The organism is Thalassospira sp. GB04J01 (assembly GCF_000751115.1).
Taxonomy (GTDB): Bacteria; Pseudomonadota; Alphaproteobacteria; order Rhodospirillales; family Thalassospiraceae; genus Thalassospira; species Thalassospira lucentensis.
In genome coordinates this window covers 1-16,997 of the sequence record NZ_CCDX020000004.1, presented here as the reverse complement: position 1 = coordinate 16,997, position 16,997 = coordinate 1, and the positions used below count along the sequence as shown (strand labels likewise).

The window sequence follows — 16,997 nt, the reverse complement described above, 5'->3', positions numbered from 1 at the left end:
GGAGGCATAGCGTGTCACACGCCGCTGCAGTTCAATCAAGCGCGATCGCCATTGATTCGGAAACTCGCTTCATCAACCGCGAACTTTCATGGCTGGCTTTTAACAATCGCGTGCTTGAAGAAGCCCAGAACAGTGGTCATCCGCTGCTTGAAAGGCTGCGTTTCCTGTCGATTTCAGCCAGCAATCTGGATGAATTCTATATGGTCCGTGTCGCAGGGCTCGTCGGCCAGCTCCGCGCGGGCATGACCAAGGTCAGTCAGGATGGCATGAGCCCGTCTGAACAGCTGCGCGCCATCACCTTTGATGCCAACCAGTTGATGCAGGATCAGCAACGCATCTGGCGTCAGCTCAGCCGGGAAATGGAACAACAGGGCATTTCGGTCATTGATCAATCCGATCTGACCCAGACCGACCGCAAATGGCTCGATGGCTATTTCATGCGTGAAATCTTCCCGACCTTAACCCCGCTTGCGATTGACCCATCCCATCCGTTCCCGTTCATCCCGAACCTTGGCTTTACCATTGTTATGCAGCTGTTTGACCCGGCTGACGGGCATAACATGCGTGGTCTGATCCCGGTTCCGCAAAAAATTGGCCGGTTCCTGCGTCTTCCGGGCCGTAATGAACGATATCTGCCGGTCGAACAGGCCATCTTGCTGTATCTCAACAAGCTGTTCCCGGGTTTTGATATGATCGAACACGGGTTCTTCCGCGTCATCCGCGATTCGGATGTTGAGATCGAAGAAGAAGCCGAAGACTTGGTCCGCGTCTTTAAAACAGCCCTAAAGCGCCGCCGTCGCGGCAGCATCATCCGCCTTAAGGTCAACGCCCACATCCCCGAAGACCTGCTTGATTTCGTCATCGACGAACTTGACGTCGCACTTGAAGAAGTCGTTAAGGTCGATGGCCTTCTTGGCGTTGTTGACGTCAAACAACTGATCGATTCTGATCTGCATCATGATTTGCTGTTCGCCCCCTACTCGCCGCGTTACCCTGAACGGGTACGTGACTTTGGCGGCGATTGTTTTGCCGCGATCAGCAAAAAGGATCTGGTGGTTCATCACCCGTTCGAGGATTTCGACGTTGTCGTGCAGTTCCTGCTACAGGCTGCGCGTGATCCGGACGTGGTCACCATCAAACAGACGCTTTATCGCACATCGGAAAACAGCCCGATCGTCAAAGCCCTGATTGCAGCGGCCGAGGCCGGAAAATCCGTCACCGCCATGGTCGAACTTAAAGCCCGCTTTGACGAAGAAGCCAACCTGCGCTGGGCGGCCGATCTTGAACGTGCGGGTTGTCAGGTGGTCTATGGCTTCCTTGATTGGAAAACCCACGCCAAGGTATCGCTTGTTGTCCGCCGCGAAACCCATGGGCTTCGTACATTCGTTCACTTTGGGACGGGCAACTACCACCCGATCACGGCGAAATTCTATACCGATATTTCGTTCTTCTCGTGTGATCCGGCCCTTGGGCGTGATGCCGCCAGCATCTTTAATTTCATGACCGGCTACGCGACACCGCGCTCGCTTGAAAAAATCGCCATCGCCCCACACACCATGCGCCCGACCCTTCTGGCCCACATCGATCAGGAAATCGAAAACAGCAAGGCTGGAAAGCCATGCGGCATCTGGGCCAAGATGAACAGTCTGGTCGATCCTGTGGTGATTGATGCACTTTATCGCGCCAGCGAAGCCGGGGTTCACATTGAACTGATTATTCGCGGCATTTGCTGTCTGCGTCCGGGTGTCCCGGGACTTTCGGAAAACATCCGGGTTAAATCGATTGTCGGACGGTTCCTTGAACATTCGCGCATTGTTGTCTTTGCCAATGGGGCAAAGCTGCCCTCGCGCAAGGCCAAGGCGTTTATCTCGTCGGCCGACTGGATGCCACGGAACCTGAACCGCCGGGTTGAAACGCTGGTGCCGGTTGAGAACCCGACCTGTCAGCGCCAGATCATCGAACAGATCATGATTGCAAACCTTAAAGATACAGCGCAGGCTTGGTATTTGCAGGCGGATGGTTCATACGAACGTTGCGAAGGCGGTGAAAAAGCGTTTTCGTCACATAAATACTTCATGACCAACCCGTCTCTGTCAGGCCGTGGAAGCGCTCTGAACGAGGCGGACCCGAATGTCCCCGTATTGCAGCTTGATGACTAACATCAACACGCCGCAGACAGACGACCAACAGGTGCCATCAAAAGTATGCTGACTGACCAAAGAGCTTCCAACCGCATTGCGATTATTGATGTTGGCTCCAACTCGGTACGCCTTGTAATTTTCGATGGTATGACCCGTGCCCCGGCCCCGATTTTCAACGAGAAAGTCATGTGTGGGCTGGGTCGCGACCCCGAAGATACCGGCAAGCTCAACCCGGAGGGGGTTGAACTTGCCGTTGTCGCCATGCAGCGCTTTGCCACGCTTTTGCGCGCCATGAAAGTGTCGCATGTCGATGTTTTGGCCACCGCGGCCGTTCGTGCCGCAACCGATGGCAAGGAATTCTGTGACCGTATCGAGGCTGAAACAGGCCTTGTCGTCAAAGTGATTGACGGGCTTGAAGAAGCCCGCCTTTCCGCCCTTGGCGTTATTTCCGGTGACCCGCGTGCAAGTGGCGTCATGGGCGATATCGGCGGCGGGTCGCTTGAACTGGTTTTACTTGATCAGGGCGAAATCAAGGAACGCGTCAGCCTGCCGCTCGGTGCGATGCGTTTGCAGGCCGTCTTTGGCTCTGACCGGGCCCGTCTAACCGCCGAAATCACCCGCCATCTTGATAGTGTGGATTGGCTACAAAACGCCAGCGGCCAACAGCTTTTTGCCGTTGGCGGCTCATGGCGCTCAATTGCCAAACTGTTCATCGCCCAGGAAGATTACCCGATTTCCGTTGTCCACAATCTGGCAATGCCGTGCAGTGAAATGGACGAGTTGACCCATATCATCTCCCAACAAAGCCGCGTATCGCTTGAAAAAGTTGGCGGTGTATCAAAACGCCGTATCGACAGCCTGCCCCATGCGGCCTTGGTCATGAACATGTTAATGGCGCGCATGAAGCCCCGCGAAGTCGTCTTTTCCGGCCATGGCCTGCGCGAAGGCTGGATGTATGAAGTCCTGCCCGAAGACCTGCGTCAACGTGATCCGCTGCTTGATGCCTGCTTAAGCTTTGCCGAGGACGGCGAACGCTTTCATCAGCATGGCGAAGAACTGTTTCGCTGGTGTGCTCCGCTTTTTGCAGACTTGCCAAACAACCTTGAACGCCTGCGGCTTGCGGCCTGCATCATCGGTGATATCGGCTGGAACGAACATCCCGATTACCGCGCCATCCAAAGCTACAACCGAATTTTGCGCCACCCATACCTTGACCTGAACCATCATGATCGGGTGTTTCTGGCCTATACCATCGGGTCGCGCTACACTGGAAACTTCAAAGGTGATGCCTCCAGCGACCGCATTCTGGACGACGAAACCCGCCTGACAGGGCGTCTGATCGGCCATGTTATCCGTCTGGGTCATACGCTTTCGGGCGGGGTCGAAGGCATCCTGCCGGAAACATCGCTTAAGATCGAAGACAACAAGGTGGTTCTGGAATTCAACAAAAACATCGCCACCCTTTACGGCGAAGTGGTTGAACAACGCCTGTCAAAATTGGCCAAACTGATGAACCGCGACAGCGAAGTTCGACAGTCATAACCCTGTTATCCACCCGCCCGGTTAAGCTGATAAGTCTTTGCAACCGGTTTCAAAACCGCTAAATTAACCGGGCTTTCCAAGCACCCCGTCCGCGGAAAGGGCTGCGCCCGGTTCGACATTACGAAACACACGGTTTCCTTGCCTGTCTGGCGGACACAGGCGATTTAAACAGGGGAATCGTATGTCTGCGTCACGCACATCGAAATCCAAAACCACCCAACCTGCCAAAAGTCCGATCTTTGATGGTCGGCTTAACCTTGAACAACAACGCAAACGCGCCAAAGAACTGTTGCGCGCGCTTGGCGCCAAAACCGGCGATGCCGTCGCACGGTTTGAAAAGACCGGTTTCACCCCGACGCCCCAGACAATTTCTGACATCAAACTGGCCGATGCCCAATGGGTCATCGCACGCGAGAACGGCTTTGCCAGCTGGCCGAAAATGAAGGCGCATATCGATCAGATTGCCGAACGCAACCGCCAGATCAAAAATGGCACCCCGGCAACACTGGATACAGATAAAACCCTGCATCTGCGCTGCGGATCAGACATCCGCCACGGCCTTCAGATTGTCGGATTCAAAGGGGCCTTCCTCGAGTTTTCCGATCCGTTCTGTCAGGGACCGGTCCCGGACCTTCCCCTTGATCAGTTCGTTCAAACCCGCGCGGATTTTATCGCCAAAGCTTACGATATCGTCCCCAAAGATGCGCTGGCACGGGCCAAACGCGAATATGGCGCACTGGCAACGCTCGGCGAGTATGACCATGTGGTCCTGTGGTTCGAACATGACAGTTACGACCAGTTGATCTTGGCCTTCCTGATCGATTTCATCAAAACCACCCGGCCGGAGACACAGCTTGAGGTAATATCCGTCGGTGCTGTCCCCGGCGTTGAACGCTTCATCGGCTTGGGGCAACTCTCCCCCGAACTTCTGATCTGGTGCTGGGAAAATCATCGGGCCCCCGTCACCGATGCCATGCTGACCTTTGGCAGCAAAGCCTGGCAGGCGGTGCGATCCCCAACCCCCGATCTTTTGACCGACTTCATCACATCGGGTCCCGGCCCCCTGCCTCATATGATCACGGCACTCCAACGCCACCATGCCGAACTACCCGATCCCAAAACCGGACTTGGCCTGACACAGAAACTGACCCTGAAAATCATTGCGGACCATGGTTCCATCACGGTCAGCAAAACCTTTGGCCACCTGATGCGCACCTATGATCCATTACCTTATCTCGGTGATTTGATGTTCTGGGCCGATGTGCAACGGATGATGACCTGCGTCGATCCCCTTTTCACCATCACATCCGATGACAGGGATGCGAACTGGGCAGAACGCACCGTCACCCTAACCGACACCGGGCACCAAACATTGGCCGGACAACGCAACTACCTCGATAACTTCACCGGCACACGCTGGGTCGGCGGTATTTCGGTTGTTGGGCGCAGTTCCATATAATTTTATGCCGGAAAAACATCGAAAACCCTAGAATGACCAAAGGAATGCTGCAATTTATGGAGCAGACTGCAATCTCTCATTGGACATTATTGTTAGATTGAATATGTTCACCGCCATTGGCAAGAAATACGCATTTTGCAGGGAATATTGATGGCAGCGAGAACAACAGTAGTTACGATTACCCATAACGGCGGCCTTGTCATTGGTGGCCTTTTGAAGTCGTTGCCCAAAGAAATTCCATTGATCGTTGTTGATAACGCATCAACTGATGATAGCCTTGATATTGTTTCCGAAATTCGGCCAGATGCGCTGATCATTCGAAACAGCAAAGGGCTTGGCTACGGTGCTGCCGCCAGCCAGGGACTTGCAAAGGTTGATACTGAATTTGCCCTTTTGGCCAATCCAGATGCCGTGATGGCCGAAGGCGCCATTGATGCACTTGTCGATGCCGCAGACACCTACCGCGAAGCTGCGATGTTTGGACCGATCCACAAGGATGCAAATGGCGACCTTGAACTCAGCCACGATGTAGAACTGTGGAAGCGAAGGTCACATGGCAAGTTGGCCTATGAATGCGCACCAGAAGGCCCTGCTTGTGTCGAATTTCTTTCGGGTGCCGTCAACCTCGTCCGTATGAACGTTTTATCGACGGTTGGCTTCTATGATCCCGAGATATATCTTTACTTTGAAGATGACGATATGTGCATGCGTTTACGCAAGGCAGGCCACAGCCTTATACTCGTCTCAGCATCGGTTGTAACACATTTGAACGGTGGGTCCGTACGACCGAACCGAGCGTACTACTGGGAAAAGTTCTGGAACATTGCTTGGTCAAGAATATACTTTGAAACCAAGTACAAAGGACGTCCGGCAGGCGCTTACCTTGGCGTAACATATTGCGCCCGCTTTGCAGGTAAGGCACTACTGCATGGACTAACTTTGCAACGTAAAAAAGGCTGGCGTGATTTGGCAAGGTCCGCCGGTTCGCTAGCAGCCGTGATCGGTGTAAGAGCATCCAAGCTGCCCCCGGCAAATATTCGATAGCAGCATTTGGCGCATAAAACTGAATGAGTGGAACCCTTTTCTTATGAAGGCAGTAATTCTAGCAGGCGGTTACGGCAGTCGGCTCAGCGAAGAAACGTCGATTAAGCCAAAACCGATGGTCGAGATCGGCGGAAAACCGGTTTTATGGCATCTGATGAAAATCTATTCCGCACATGGTGTGAACGAATTCATCATATGCCTTGGCTATAAGGGCTATGTGATCAAGGAATATTTTGCCAATTACTTCCTGCATCACGCCGACCTCACGATTGATATGGCCTCAAACAGTCTTGAGTATCACAATGCCACTGCCGAACCTTGGAAGATCACCTTGGTCGACACAGGCTTAGACAGTATGACAGGCGGGCGTATCAAACGCGTTGGTGATTACCTGGATGACGACAAACCTTTCTGTCTGACCTATGGCGACGGCCTTGGAAATGTCGACATCTCTGCCAGCATCGAGTTCCACAAGAAGCAGGGTCGAAAAGCAACAATGACGGTTGTCTCCCCGCCAGGTCGTTTTGGTGCAACTGTCCTTGACGGCGACAGGGTTTCCGCATTTCAGGAAAAACCGCTTGGGGATGGCGCACGAATCAACGCCGGATTCTTTGTCTGCGAAAAATCGGTTCTGAACGAAATCACTGAAGACAAAACTGTCTGGGAAGCAGATCCCCTGCGCAACCTGTCTGAGCGTGATGAACTTTCCGCTTGGCGCCATGATGGTTTCTGGCAGCCAATGGATACCCTGCGCGAAAAACAGTTGCTGGAAAAGCTCTGGTCTGCGGGCAACGCACCTTGGAAGGTCTGGTAAAAGATGCTGCCAAGTAAAAACCTTCGTCAGTTTTGGTCCGGAAAACGTGTTTTGCTGACCGGCCATACTGGTTTTAAGGGCAGTTGGACCGCAACGTGGCTGATGCAGATGGGGGCCGAGGTTCACGGCTTTGCGCTTGCTCCCGAAACAACCCCAAATCTTCACGATTTGCTTGACCTATCATATGCCTCGGAGACGATTGCCGATCTTCGAGACCACGCTGCTGTCAAAAAGATGGTCGACAAAGTTGAACCGGAACTTGTTTTGCATATGGCAGCACAGCCACTCGTACGCCGCGCCTACCGAGAGCCGGTCGAGACCATGGCGACCAATATCATGGGAACGGCACACTTGCTCGACGCTTTACGCGACTGTAAAAATCTGGCAGGCGTTTTGGTTGTTACAAGCGACAAGGCCTATGACAACGACAGTTATGATCAGGCCAAAGGCGAGATCATTTTCCGCGAAGACGACCCACTTGGCGGACGTGATCCCTACAGCGCGTCGAAAGGGTGTCAGGAAATTGTCGCGCGCAGCTTTGCGCAAAGCTATTTCCGTGAACGACATATTCCTGTGGTTACGGCACGTGCAGGCAACGTCGTCGGCGGCGGAGACTGGTCTGAAGATCGGTTAATGACCGATATCATCGCGGCCGCCATAAATGATCAGGCCGTTGAACTCAGAAACCCCGCGACAACCCGCCCTTGGCAGCATGTAATTGAACCTGTTTCAGGCTATTTGATGTATTTGCAGGCTGCTGTCGAAGGCAAAACATCTCTGCCCGCATTGAACTTCGGCCCGAACGGCTCGCATACAGTTGAGCATGTGACACGTTTGCTACTCACTGCATGGGGCAGCCGCATGGGAACTGCGCAGCAGGATACGACAAATGCCCGCAAAGAGGCGCTTACCCTTGCATTGGACTCAAGCCTGGCAGCGTCAACATTGTCTTGGCAACCACGCCTTGATTTGCCCTCATGCGTCCAATGGATTATTGACTGGCATAAAGCACACGTAGACGGGCAGAATATGCGCGAAATAACCGAGGCACAAGTCACCTCGTTTGAATCGATGATGGATATAAAATGACAACGCCAACTTGCCGCGCATGCGGAACTGACCTTAAGCATACCCTCGTCGATCTTGGGCTGAGCCCTCTTGCCAACTCATATGTTTCCCATGACCGCGCAGACACAGAAGACCCACGATATCCGTTGCACGCTCGTGTTTGCGACACGTGCTTTCTGGTTCAAGTTGACGACGTGGTTCCGCCGTCAGAAATTTTCAGTCACTATGCTTACTTCTCAAGCTACTCGACAAGCTGGGTTGAACACGCCCGCCAATACTGCCAAAAAGCGGCAGAAAGACTAGACTTGAATGGCCAATCTTTCGTCGTCGAGGTTGCCTCAAATGACGGATACCTATTGCAGCATTTCATTCAGAAGTCCGTGCCCGTTCTTGGGGTCGAGCCTGCTGCAAATGTTGCCGCAGAAGCAGAGAAAAAAGGTGTCCGCAGCCTCGTTGCGTTCTTTGGCACGGAAACTGCGCAAAGGGTTGTCGCAGAATACGGCCATGCTGACCTGACAGCCGCCAACAACGTTCTCGCGCATGTTCCTGACATCAACGATTTCGTGTCGGGTTTTGCAACCGTTCTCAAGGATGACGGTGTTGCGACCTTTGAGTTCCCACACCTTTTGAACCTGCTTGAGAAAACGCAGTTTGATACGATCTACCACGAACATTTCTCTTATCTTTCGCTCTATGCTGTTGAAAAATGTTTTGAGCTGAATGGCCTTAAGGTCTTTGATGTCGAAGAACTGCCAACACATGGCGGCAGCCTGCGTGTTTGGGCTCAAAAAGCAGCGGGCACACGTTCTGAAACTCAGAACTTGCGAGACCTTCGCGCGAAGGAAACCAAGGCAGGTATTGCCACGCTTGCGTGCTACGACGGCTTTGACACCAAGGTGCGCGCGATCCGCAGGAACCTTCTGGACTTCCTTCAAAAGGCAAAGACTGCGGGGAAAACCGTTGCGGCATACGGTGCGGCGGCAAAGGGCAACACACTTTTGAATTACTGCGCCATTGATAACGGCCTAATCGATTTCGTTGTCGATGCGAATCCCCACAAACAGAACACCCTTTTGCCGGGAAGCCATATTCCTGTCCATGCCCCGGACAAACTTAAAGCGTCCAAACCGGATTACGTTCTGATCCTGCCATGGAACCTTCAGAACGAAATCATGAAAGACGTCTCCTATGTTAAGGACTGGGGCGGACAGTTTCTTGTGGCGGTTCCAGAAGTAGAAGTTGTGGGATGAAAATCACCAAGACAGAAATCCCTGGTGTCGAACTGATCAATCTCGAAAAACACGAGGACGATCGGGGGTTCTTTGCACGTACATTTTGTGCAGAAGAATTATCCCAAAACGGCCATGATTTCGAAATAAAGCAGGCCAACCTGTCCTTCAACTACAAGGCAGGAACATTGCGCGGCATGCATTATCAAAAATCCCCCGTAGGCGATCCCAAAATCGTTCGCTGCATTGCCGGCCGGATTATCGATATTGTGATCGATCTGCGTAAAGACTCGCCTACATACTGCAAATGGACGGCAGAAGAACTGTCTGCGACCAACCGTAAATCATTCATCATTCCCCAGGGCTGCGCACATGGTTTCCTGACGCTGGAACCAGATACCGAGGTGCTGTATCTCATGGGTGCACCATTCGTTCCCGAACTTGCTGCAGGCGTTCGATGGAATGATCCGGCATTTGCCATCACGTGGCCGGAAAATCCGACGATCATCAATGATCGCGACGCAAATTATCCCGACTACGAGCCGCAAAAATGAAGGTTCTTGTCACCGGTGCCAGCGGCCTCATTGGACCGCATGCCTGCGCGGCTTTGACCTCCGCCGGTCATGATGTGATCACCTGTAGCCGTTCAGAAATAAATGCAAAAGCCAGTCACCACATCGTCGGTGATCTTCTTGACGCAGAATTTCGCAAGACAATTATTCGCACAGAACAACCCGATGGCCTTCTTCATCTGGCTTGGCAAACCACGCACGGCCATTTCTGGAATGCGAAAGACAATCCGGACTGGCGGGATGCAAGCATCGACTTGTTAAACCGCTTTCATGATCACGGCGGCAAAAGAGCGACCATCGCGGGCAGCTGCGCCGAATACGATTGGCAAAACTGCACCGAAAAGCTCGGTGAAAGTGCTAATTGCCTGCCCGCTACATTATATGGGCAAGAAAAGCTCCGTCTTGCCCATCACTGTCTCGACCTGAACACACAAGAAGGGGCCTCTATCGCGTGGGGCCGACTGTTCCTGTTGTGTGGCCCGCATGAGAACCCCGGTCGTTTTGTGCCGGCGATCACCAATGCCCTCCTTGATGATCAATCAGCAAAGATGAGTTCGGGAAACCAAGTCCGTGATTTCATGCATGTCGCGGATGCTGGTGAGGCATTTGCACAAGTCTTTGAACACAACGATTTCAAAGGAATTGTCAATATCGCAAGTGGCGAAGGCTACAGCCTACTGTCAGTTGCAAATTTGCTCAGAGCAATTATTGGCCAGGGAACGCTCGCCCCGGGCAGTATGCCCGACCGCCCGGATGAACCGCCTTTTCTCGTCGCCGACACAACCCTCCTTGAACAAAAAATTGGTTTTCGTCCAAAGTATGATCTGAAAGCTGCACTAAAAACCTGCGTTGATTGGTGGCAAGCCCATGAAATTTAAAGATCGTTTGCGAAAGATTTTCGGCGTTTCGCCTAAATCGTCAAAACTCCCGGATCATGTATCGGTCGGTCGACATTCATACGGACTGAAAAAGAATATGGTCGCTGGGGCATCTATAGACGCCCAGCTCAACGTTGGGTCTTATTGCTCTATCGGTCCTGACGTGCTTTTTTTGTGTAAGGTGGATCATCCTCTGGATTTCCCAAGCACATTTCCCTTCAAAACGCTGTTGTGGAATACCGATAAGGGCAACAAGGACGCTATTACCAAGGGTTCAATCAGTCTTGGTCACGATGTGTGGATTGGCGCGAGAGCCATCGTTCTATCTGGCGTAAAAATCGGTACAGGTGCTGTTGTCGCTGCTGGCGCCATAGTCACGAAAGATGTGCCACCATACGCTATTGTAGGAGGAAACCCCGCTCGATTGATCCGAAAGCGTTTTGACGATGACAAAATCGAAAAACTTCTGGAAACTCGTTGGTGGGAGCTAAATGACGAAGATTTAAAGGAAAAAGAAACCTTGCTTTACGGCAATGTTCAAAATTTTCTCGACGCATTTCAAGATAAGTAACCATCGACTAAGTGTTCGTGACGCCCCATCGATACTGCCAAGATGACTGGACTGCACTGTCAAAGAGCAGATCATCGCCCAAGTCCTGCTACGGCAAATTGCGTGTCGCTCTGAAAATCTCGCCGCGCAACCATTTATGCGCGGCATTTTCCGCATTGCGTACGTGCCATATCTGGCTGAATTTATAGGCCGCGAAATCAAACGGGAAATCGCACTGGCCAAATCCCTGCATAACGCCCCCGGCCAGACGCGACGGCAAGGTCGCAATCACATCCGTGCCGCGCATCAAACTGGCGACACTGGCAAAGTTTGACACCTGCAACACTGTGCGGCGTGATCGGCCTTGGGCGTGCAACACTTCATCCACCGCCGACGTATCATTATTTCCCAGCATCACGCGGGCATGGGCAGCAGCACAAAAACGGTCAGCCGTATCAGGTGGTACTGGATGAAACGCCGCATCATAAAAACAGCTCATGTGCTCGCTCAACAGGGCTTGTTGAGCAATATCGCCAAACTTACCCGCAAGCTGAAGGCAAATCGCATGATCAAGCTTGCCCTCGCGCAACAGCTCAACAACCTGCTCGCCCCCCGTCACCGGCACGACCTTAAGCCTTATGTCCGCTGCACAGGATCGAATGCGCTTTATTAAGGCCGGTAAGATAACCGCCACCTCATAATCATTGGTGCCCAAAACAAACCGTGCGCCATGATCAGGGTTCTGTGGATCAAATGCCCCCACCCGCGTCAAATTACGCATGTCTTGCAATAAGGCGCGGACCCGCACCGCCATTTCATCGGCATGTGCGGTTGGTGAAATGTTCCGCCCCGACCGCACAAACAATGGATCACCAATAATCTGACGCAACCGGTCCAGCCCATGACTGACCGTGGGTTGCCCAACACCAAGACGGTTTGCCGCCCCTGTCACCGATCCTTCGTCATAGATCGTCAGAAACAAACGCAGCAACCGGTAATCAAGGTCCAATTCATCGATTTTCATACATACATATTATCACACCCATCGAATTGATCATATGCGTTATTCGGTCCAGATTTCTCCCATGAACAGGCGATAGCCTGACCACCACACATCGGAGAATACAAAATGAAAACATTGATTACCGGCGCCACCGGCCAGCTCGGCAGCCTCGTTGTCGCGCACCTGCTTAACCGCATCCCCGCAAGCGACATCGCGGTCAGTGTCCGCACACCATCCAAGGCCGATGATCTGGCGACCAAAGGCATTGACGTCCGCCATGGCGACTTTGATGACCTTGCTTTGATGACCGCGGCCTTCAAGGATATCGACACCGCCCTGATCATTTCGGGTGAAGCCGACAATGCCACGCGCATTGCCCAACACCGCACTGCGGTTGATGCCGCCAAGGCCGCCGGGGTCAAACATCTGGTCTATACCAGCATCATCGACCCCAAAGCCGATGCCGATTTCACCTATTCGGCCATTCACCTTGATACCGAAAATTACATCAAGCAAAGCGGGCTGCGTTATACGCTTTTACGCAACAGCTTCTATGCCGATCTGTTGATGGCCGGTGTGCCGCATGCGCTTGAAACCGGTGATTTTGGCGCCCCGGCAGGCGATGCAAAAATCACCTACATCCCACGCAATGATCTGGCAGAAGCCGCCGCCGTCGTGCTTGCCACCCCAGAAAATCACATCAATGCGACCTATGACCTGACCGGTGGCAAGGCAGTCACCCACGCCGAAATCGCAAGCTACATCGCCGCGGCAACCGGCAAACCGGTCAGTCATGTCGACCTGCCCGCAGAAATCCACAGTGGCATTCTCACCAGCCTCGGCCTGCCCGGCCATCTGGTCGAAGCTCTGGCCGGTCTTTATGTCGGTGCGAAAAAAGGCGATTACGAAACTGTCAGCAAGGATATCGAACGCCTGCTTGGACGTCCGGCAGAGTCAGTTGAAGCCTTCCTGAAAAGGGCTTTGGCCTCCTGATCAATTGCGGAATAGTTCGTGACAGAGCAACAAAGAAACGGGGCCATCACGGCCCCGTTCGCGTTTTTCAGGGAGGCATTCGAAACTGCCCTCACGACGTAAGGGGCGCGCTGCAATGCATGCCGGTGTAGAAAAGGTTTTACTTAGCTTGTCGGGCATCAATACGTGGCGAAGGGAGACCGTTGGGGACTACAAACCAAGCTCGGAAAGTCCCGAATGATCATCGGGGCGACGGCCAAGCGGCCAGTGGAACAAGCGTTCCGCGTTGGTGATCGGCTTGTCATTGATCGATGCGACGCGATAGCGCATCAGACCGTCCTCATCAAATTCCCAGTTCTCATTGCCATAGGCCCGGAACCAGTTGCCGCTATCGTCGCTGTATTCATAGGCAAACCGCACCGCGATGCGGTTTTCATGAAATGCCCAAAGTTCCTTGATCAGGCGATACTCGATTTCTTTCTGCCACTTACGGGTCAGGAAGGAGACAATATTCTCACGCCCTTCAAAAATCTCTGCGCGGTTGCGCCACTTGCTGTCGGGCGTATAGGCCAAAGAAACCTTTTCAGGATCGCGGCTGTTCCAGCCATCTTCGGCCATGCGGACCTTCTGCTTGGCCGTTTCTTCGGTGAATGGAGGCAACGGTGGTCGTGACATTGTTTGGTTTCCTTGATGCTGAAGCGAAAAAAGATACCCCGGTCGATTTTGGGCAATAATGCGGTTGGGGGGAACCATCGACCGGGGCATTCCCGAACGCAGGGTCACCCCTACGCAGCAGCGGCATGCACCGCAGGGAAGTCAATCGGCGTATCAAATGCTTCGTTTAGGTAGTTGGTCAGGGTGCTCAAGGCGACATGGGCAACAATCTCGACAAGCTCAGCATCGCCGTAGCCTGCCGCCTTAACCGCCTTGACATCGTCTTCGCTGACCTGTCCGCGGTTCTGTACAAGCGCAACGGCAAAACGCACAGCAGCATCCGCCTTCTCGTCGGTCGAACGACCATTCCGGTTTGCCGCGATCTCGGCATCATCAAGCTTGGCAAGGTTTTTACCAATATAGGTATGCGCCGACAGGCAGTAGTCACAGCCATTGATCTGGGCAACCGCAAGGGCAATACGCTCACGCGTCTGGGCATCAAGCGCCCCCTTTGCCAGCGCACCACTCAAACCAAGATAGCCTTCAAGGCCGGCCGGGCTGTTTGCCGTCAGACGAAACAGGTTCGGCACAGATCCAATCTGCTTTTTTACAGCTTCAAGAAGCGGCTGGGCACCTGCCGGAGCAGCATCGATAGAAGCAGGAAGTGAAATACGGGTCATGGTCATTTTCCTTTGTGTGTGGAGAAGAACTCTCAACTATGGAAATATATATACAGACCGATCTGTCTATTTGTCAAATTAATTTTTGAACGGTCATTCCATCACTGGAAAATCGTTGATTTTCTGTGCCCTATAGCACATATATATACAGAACGGTCTGACTACTGGAGATATAAAATTGAAATCGCGCCGCGACGAACTTGTCGATACAGCCCTGCGTTTGTTCTACAAACAGGGCTTTAACGCGACTGGAATCGACAAAATCCTGTCCGAATCCGGCGTCGCCAAAATGACGCTCTATAAGCATTTCGGCTCGAAAGACGAATTGATTTTGGCCGCCCTTACCCGGCGTGATGAACAATTTCGCGACTGGCTGACAAATGCGATGGAAACAGCATCACCCGATCCCCGCGCACAGCTCCTGTCCCTGTTTGACGCTCTGGAAAAATGGTTTCGGGGGCAGGCATTCAAGGATTTGGGATTTGCGGGCTGTGCGTTTATCAATGCTTCTGGTGAGTTTACCGATCCCGACCACCCCGCCCACCGCATCGCCAAACAGCATAAGCAAGAGATCGTCGACCATCTTGCCAAGCTTTGCACCAAGGCGGGGGCTACTGATCCTGAAACCTTGGCCGAACAACTCGCCCTGCTTAAGGAAGGTGCAATCGTCACGGCACATGTCCGCGGGATGCCCGAAGCGGCCAGACTGGCGAAAACAATTGCCACCGGACTGCTTGACGCGGCCCTCCCCGCTTAAAGCAACAACAGAACGACAACCAGAATCACAAAACGGGGCCAAAGGGGCCCCGTTTTTGCGTTCCGTCAGAATGTCGGTTTTTGGCCTTAATTGTCGCCAAGCTCAACCAGCGTCACTTCACCCTTTTCAAGCTTAAGGCCAAGCTGCCCGTGTTTAAGCCGCAGGGCATATTGACCATACAAATCACGGCGCCAACCCCGCATGGCCGGCACATCGGCTTCATCATCCGCGGCAATGTTTTGCAAATCATCGCTCGATGCGACAAGACGTTGGGCAACGCCCTTTTCCTCGGCACAGAGTTTCAGCAAAACCTTAAGCAGCTCAACCGTCGGGCCAATACCGGCAGGCAGTTCGGTCCGCTGCTTTGGGGTGGGCCACTGATCTTGCGGGCTATCAAGGGCGGCCTTGATGGCATCGATAATCGCCTGACCGGGTTTGGAACTGCCAAAGTTGCGTCCCACACCGCGCGTCTTATCAAGATCGCCTTCGGTCATGGGCTGACGTGCGGCAATATCAAGCAACGTATCATCGCGCAAAATGCGATTGCGTGGCTGATTTTTGCGCTGGGCTTCAGTTTCGCGCCATTCGCCAAGCGCACGGGCGACCGCCAGGAATTTCGGGCTGTTGGATCGGGTTTTAAGCCGCTTCCACGCCTCTGCCGGATCAATTGAATAGATCGATGGATCGGTCAGACGGTCCATTTCCTCACGCAGCCAGATCGCACGTCCATTGGCTTCAAGCCGCTCATGGAATTCTTCGAAGATCACCCGCAAATGGGTAACATCCGAAAGCGCGTAACTGATTTGCTTGGTTGATAACGGCCGGCGCGACCAATCGGTAAACCGCATGGATTTATCGACACTTTTGCGCGTGACCTTATTGACCAGCGTTTCATAGCCAACCTGATCGCCATAGCCCAGCACCATCGCCGCCACCTGGGTATCAAACACCGGATGGGGGACCTTGCCCGACAGATGGACAAAAATTTCGATGTCCTGACGGGCAGCGTGAAACACCTTGATCACGCTTTCGTCCTGCATCAGATCAAACATCGGGGTAAGGTCAATACCCTCGGCCAGCGGATCAACCGCCGCACCGTTATCACCCGGTTCGGGACTGGCAAGCTGCACAAGACACAGTTGCGGCCAATAGGTCGAGTCCCGCATAAATTCGGTATCGACCGTGACATATTCGAACGTCCGCAGCTTTTCGCAAAGTACGCGAAGTTCTTCTGTAGTTGTAATTGGTTCCATAAGATTTTCTATAGCATTGCACGCCGCAAATCGCCAGTGGGCAATGCAGTGCCGCAGCGCAGGTCTGATCTACGGCACGCACAACCACCAAAACGGCGTAAATCAAACGCCATTCGCCACCAAAACTACGACAGAAATTCGGCACTGAATCAGGATATGTGACAAACAGAGGGTCACTTGATGTTCTGACACCTGCAGCAGTTGATCATAAAGGCCTTATTGATCGGACACGCCGTTGGGGGAAAATGGATTTCACACTCCTGATAGTGTTGCAATCCACCCGCGCGGTGCTACTCTGAGTATACCATTCTCATCAGGCAACTCATCTTAGCTTTGCAAAATGAGGCCTTATTCTTAAACTCAAAACTATAGATAACTAGG

General features: G+C 53.0%; 15 protein-coding genes and 1 pseudogene. 12 read left to right on the top strand and 4 right to left on the bottom strand.

All coding sequences use genetic code 11. The features are described from left to right. The first annotated feature begins 11 nt into the window (after positions 1-11). The 10 genes and pseudogenes from AMM48_RS00400 to AMM48_RS22520 form a co-directional block, all read left to right on the top strand. The gene (locus AMM48_RS00400; protein ID WP_022733394.1) at positions 12-2,159 is read left to right on the top strand and encodes an RNA degradosome polyphosphate kinase; all 2,148 of its coding nucleotides are present in this window, start codon (positions 12-14) and stop codon (positions 2,157-2,159) included. 45 nt (positions 2,160-2,204) lie between these two features. Further along, positions 2,205-3,683: an exopolyphosphatase gene (gene ppx, locus AMM48_RS00395; RefSeq protein WP_102782481.1), complete on the top strand. Its 1,479-nt coding sequence runs from the start codon at positions 2,205-2,207 to the stop codon at positions 3,681-3,683. Between the two features lie 181 nt (positions 3,684-3,864). Continuing rightward, a complete protein-coding gene (locus tag AMM48_RS00390; protein ID WP_102782480.1) occupies positions 3,865-5,142 on the top strand; it encodes a DUF1835 domain-containing protein in 1,278 nt (425 codons plus the stop codon). 150 nt (positions 5,143-5,292) lie between these two features. Next, positions 5,293-6,186, top strand: a complete 894-nt coding sequence (locus AMM48_RS00385; RefSeq protein ID WP_102782479.1) for a glycosyltransferase family 2 protein — start codon at positions 5,293-5,295, stop codon at positions 6,184-6,186. 43 nt (positions 6,187-6,229) lie between these two features. Then, positions 6,230-7,000, top strand: a complete 771-nt coding sequence (rfbF, locus tag AMM48_RS00380; protein WP_028791857.1) for a glucose-1-phosphate cytidylyltransferase — start codon at positions 6,230-6,232, stop codon at positions 6,998-7,000. Between the two features lie 3 nt (positions 7,001-7,003). Then, complete coding sequence (gene rfbG, locus AMM48_RS00375; protein ID WP_102782478.1) at positions 7,004-8,089, top strand: CDP-glucose 4,6-dehydratase; 1,086 nt, start codon at positions 7,004-7,006, stop codon at positions 8,087-8,089. Further along, positions 8,086-9,318 (top strand): class I SAM-dependent methyltransferase, encoded by a 1,233-nt coding sequence (locus AMM48_RS00370; RefSeq protein ID WP_102782477.1) that lies wholly within the window; start codon positions 8,086-8,088, stop codon positions 9,316-9,318. Before rfbG ends, AMM48_RS00370 begins: the two co-directional genes overlap by 4 nt. Continuing rightward, positions 9,315-9,851, top strand: a complete 537-nt coding sequence (rfbC, locus tag AMM48_RS00365; RefSeq protein WP_102782476.1) for a dTDP-4-dehydrorhamnose 3,5-epimerase — start codon at positions 9,315-9,317, stop codon at positions 9,849-9,851. Before AMM48_RS00370 ends, rfbC begins: the two co-directional genes overlap by 4 nt. Then, a complete protein-coding gene (locus tag AMM48_RS00360) occupies positions 9,848-10,747 on the top strand; it encodes an NAD(P)-dependent oxidoreductase (protein WP_102782475.1) in 900 nt (299 codons plus the stop codon). Before rfbC ends, AMM48_RS00360 begins: the two co-directional genes overlap by 4 nt. A gap of 283 nt (positions 10,748-11,030) precedes the next feature. Further along, a pseudogene (locus AMM48_RS22520) lies at positions 11,031-11,234 on the top strand (CatB-related O-acetyltransferase); the annotation flags it as partial. Between the two features lie 172 nt (positions 11,235-11,406). Here the strand turns inward: AMM48_RS22520 and AMM48_RS00350 are convergent. Further along, positions 11,407-12,321: a LysR family transcriptional regulator gene (locus tag AMM48_RS00350; protein WP_102782473.1), complete on the bottom strand. Its 915-nt coding sequence runs from the start codon at positions 12,319-12,321 to the stop codon at positions 11,407-11,409. Between the two features lie 105 nt (positions 12,322-12,426). On the opposite strand from AMM48_RS00350, the gene AMM48_RS00345 reads away from it, so the two are divergent. Then, entirely contained in the window at positions 12,427-13,293 is an 867-nt protein-coding gene (locus tag AMM48_RS00345; RefSeq protein ID WP_102782472.1) for an SDR family oxidoreductase, read from the top strand. A gap of 189 nt (positions 13,294-13,482) precedes the next feature. On the opposite strand, the gene AMM48_RS00340 is transcribed toward AMM48_RS00345, so the two are convergent. Then, positions 13,483-13,947, bottom strand: coding sequence for a DUF1348 family protein (locus AMM48_RS00340; protein WP_102782643.1), 465 nt, complete (start codon positions 13,945-13,947; stop codon positions 13,483-13,485). Positions 13,948-14,057: 110 nt separating this feature from the next. Further along, positions 14,058-14,606 (bottom strand): carboxymuconolactone decarboxylase family protein, encoded by a 549-nt coding sequence (locus AMM48_RS00335; RefSeq protein ID WP_102782471.1) that lies wholly within the window; start codon positions 14,604-14,606, stop codon positions 14,058-14,060. A gap of 178 nt (positions 14,607-14,784) precedes the next feature. On the opposite strand from AMM48_RS00335, the gene AMM48_RS00330 reads away from it, so the two are divergent. Continuing rightward, a complete protein-coding gene (locus AMM48_RS00330; protein WP_102782470.1) occupies positions 14,785-15,363 on the top strand; it encodes a TetR/AcrR family transcriptional regulator in 579 nt (192 codons plus the stop codon). Positions 15,364-15,449: 86 nt separating this feature from the next. On the opposite strand, the gene rnd is transcribed toward AMM48_RS00330, so the two are convergent. Beyond that, positions 15,450-16,616, bottom strand: a complete 1,167-nt coding sequence (gene rnd / locus AMM48_RS00325; protein ID WP_102782469.1) for a ribonuclease D — start codon at positions 16,614-16,616, stop codon at positions 15,450-15,452. Between the last annotated feature and the right edge of the window lie 381 nt (positions 16,617-16,997).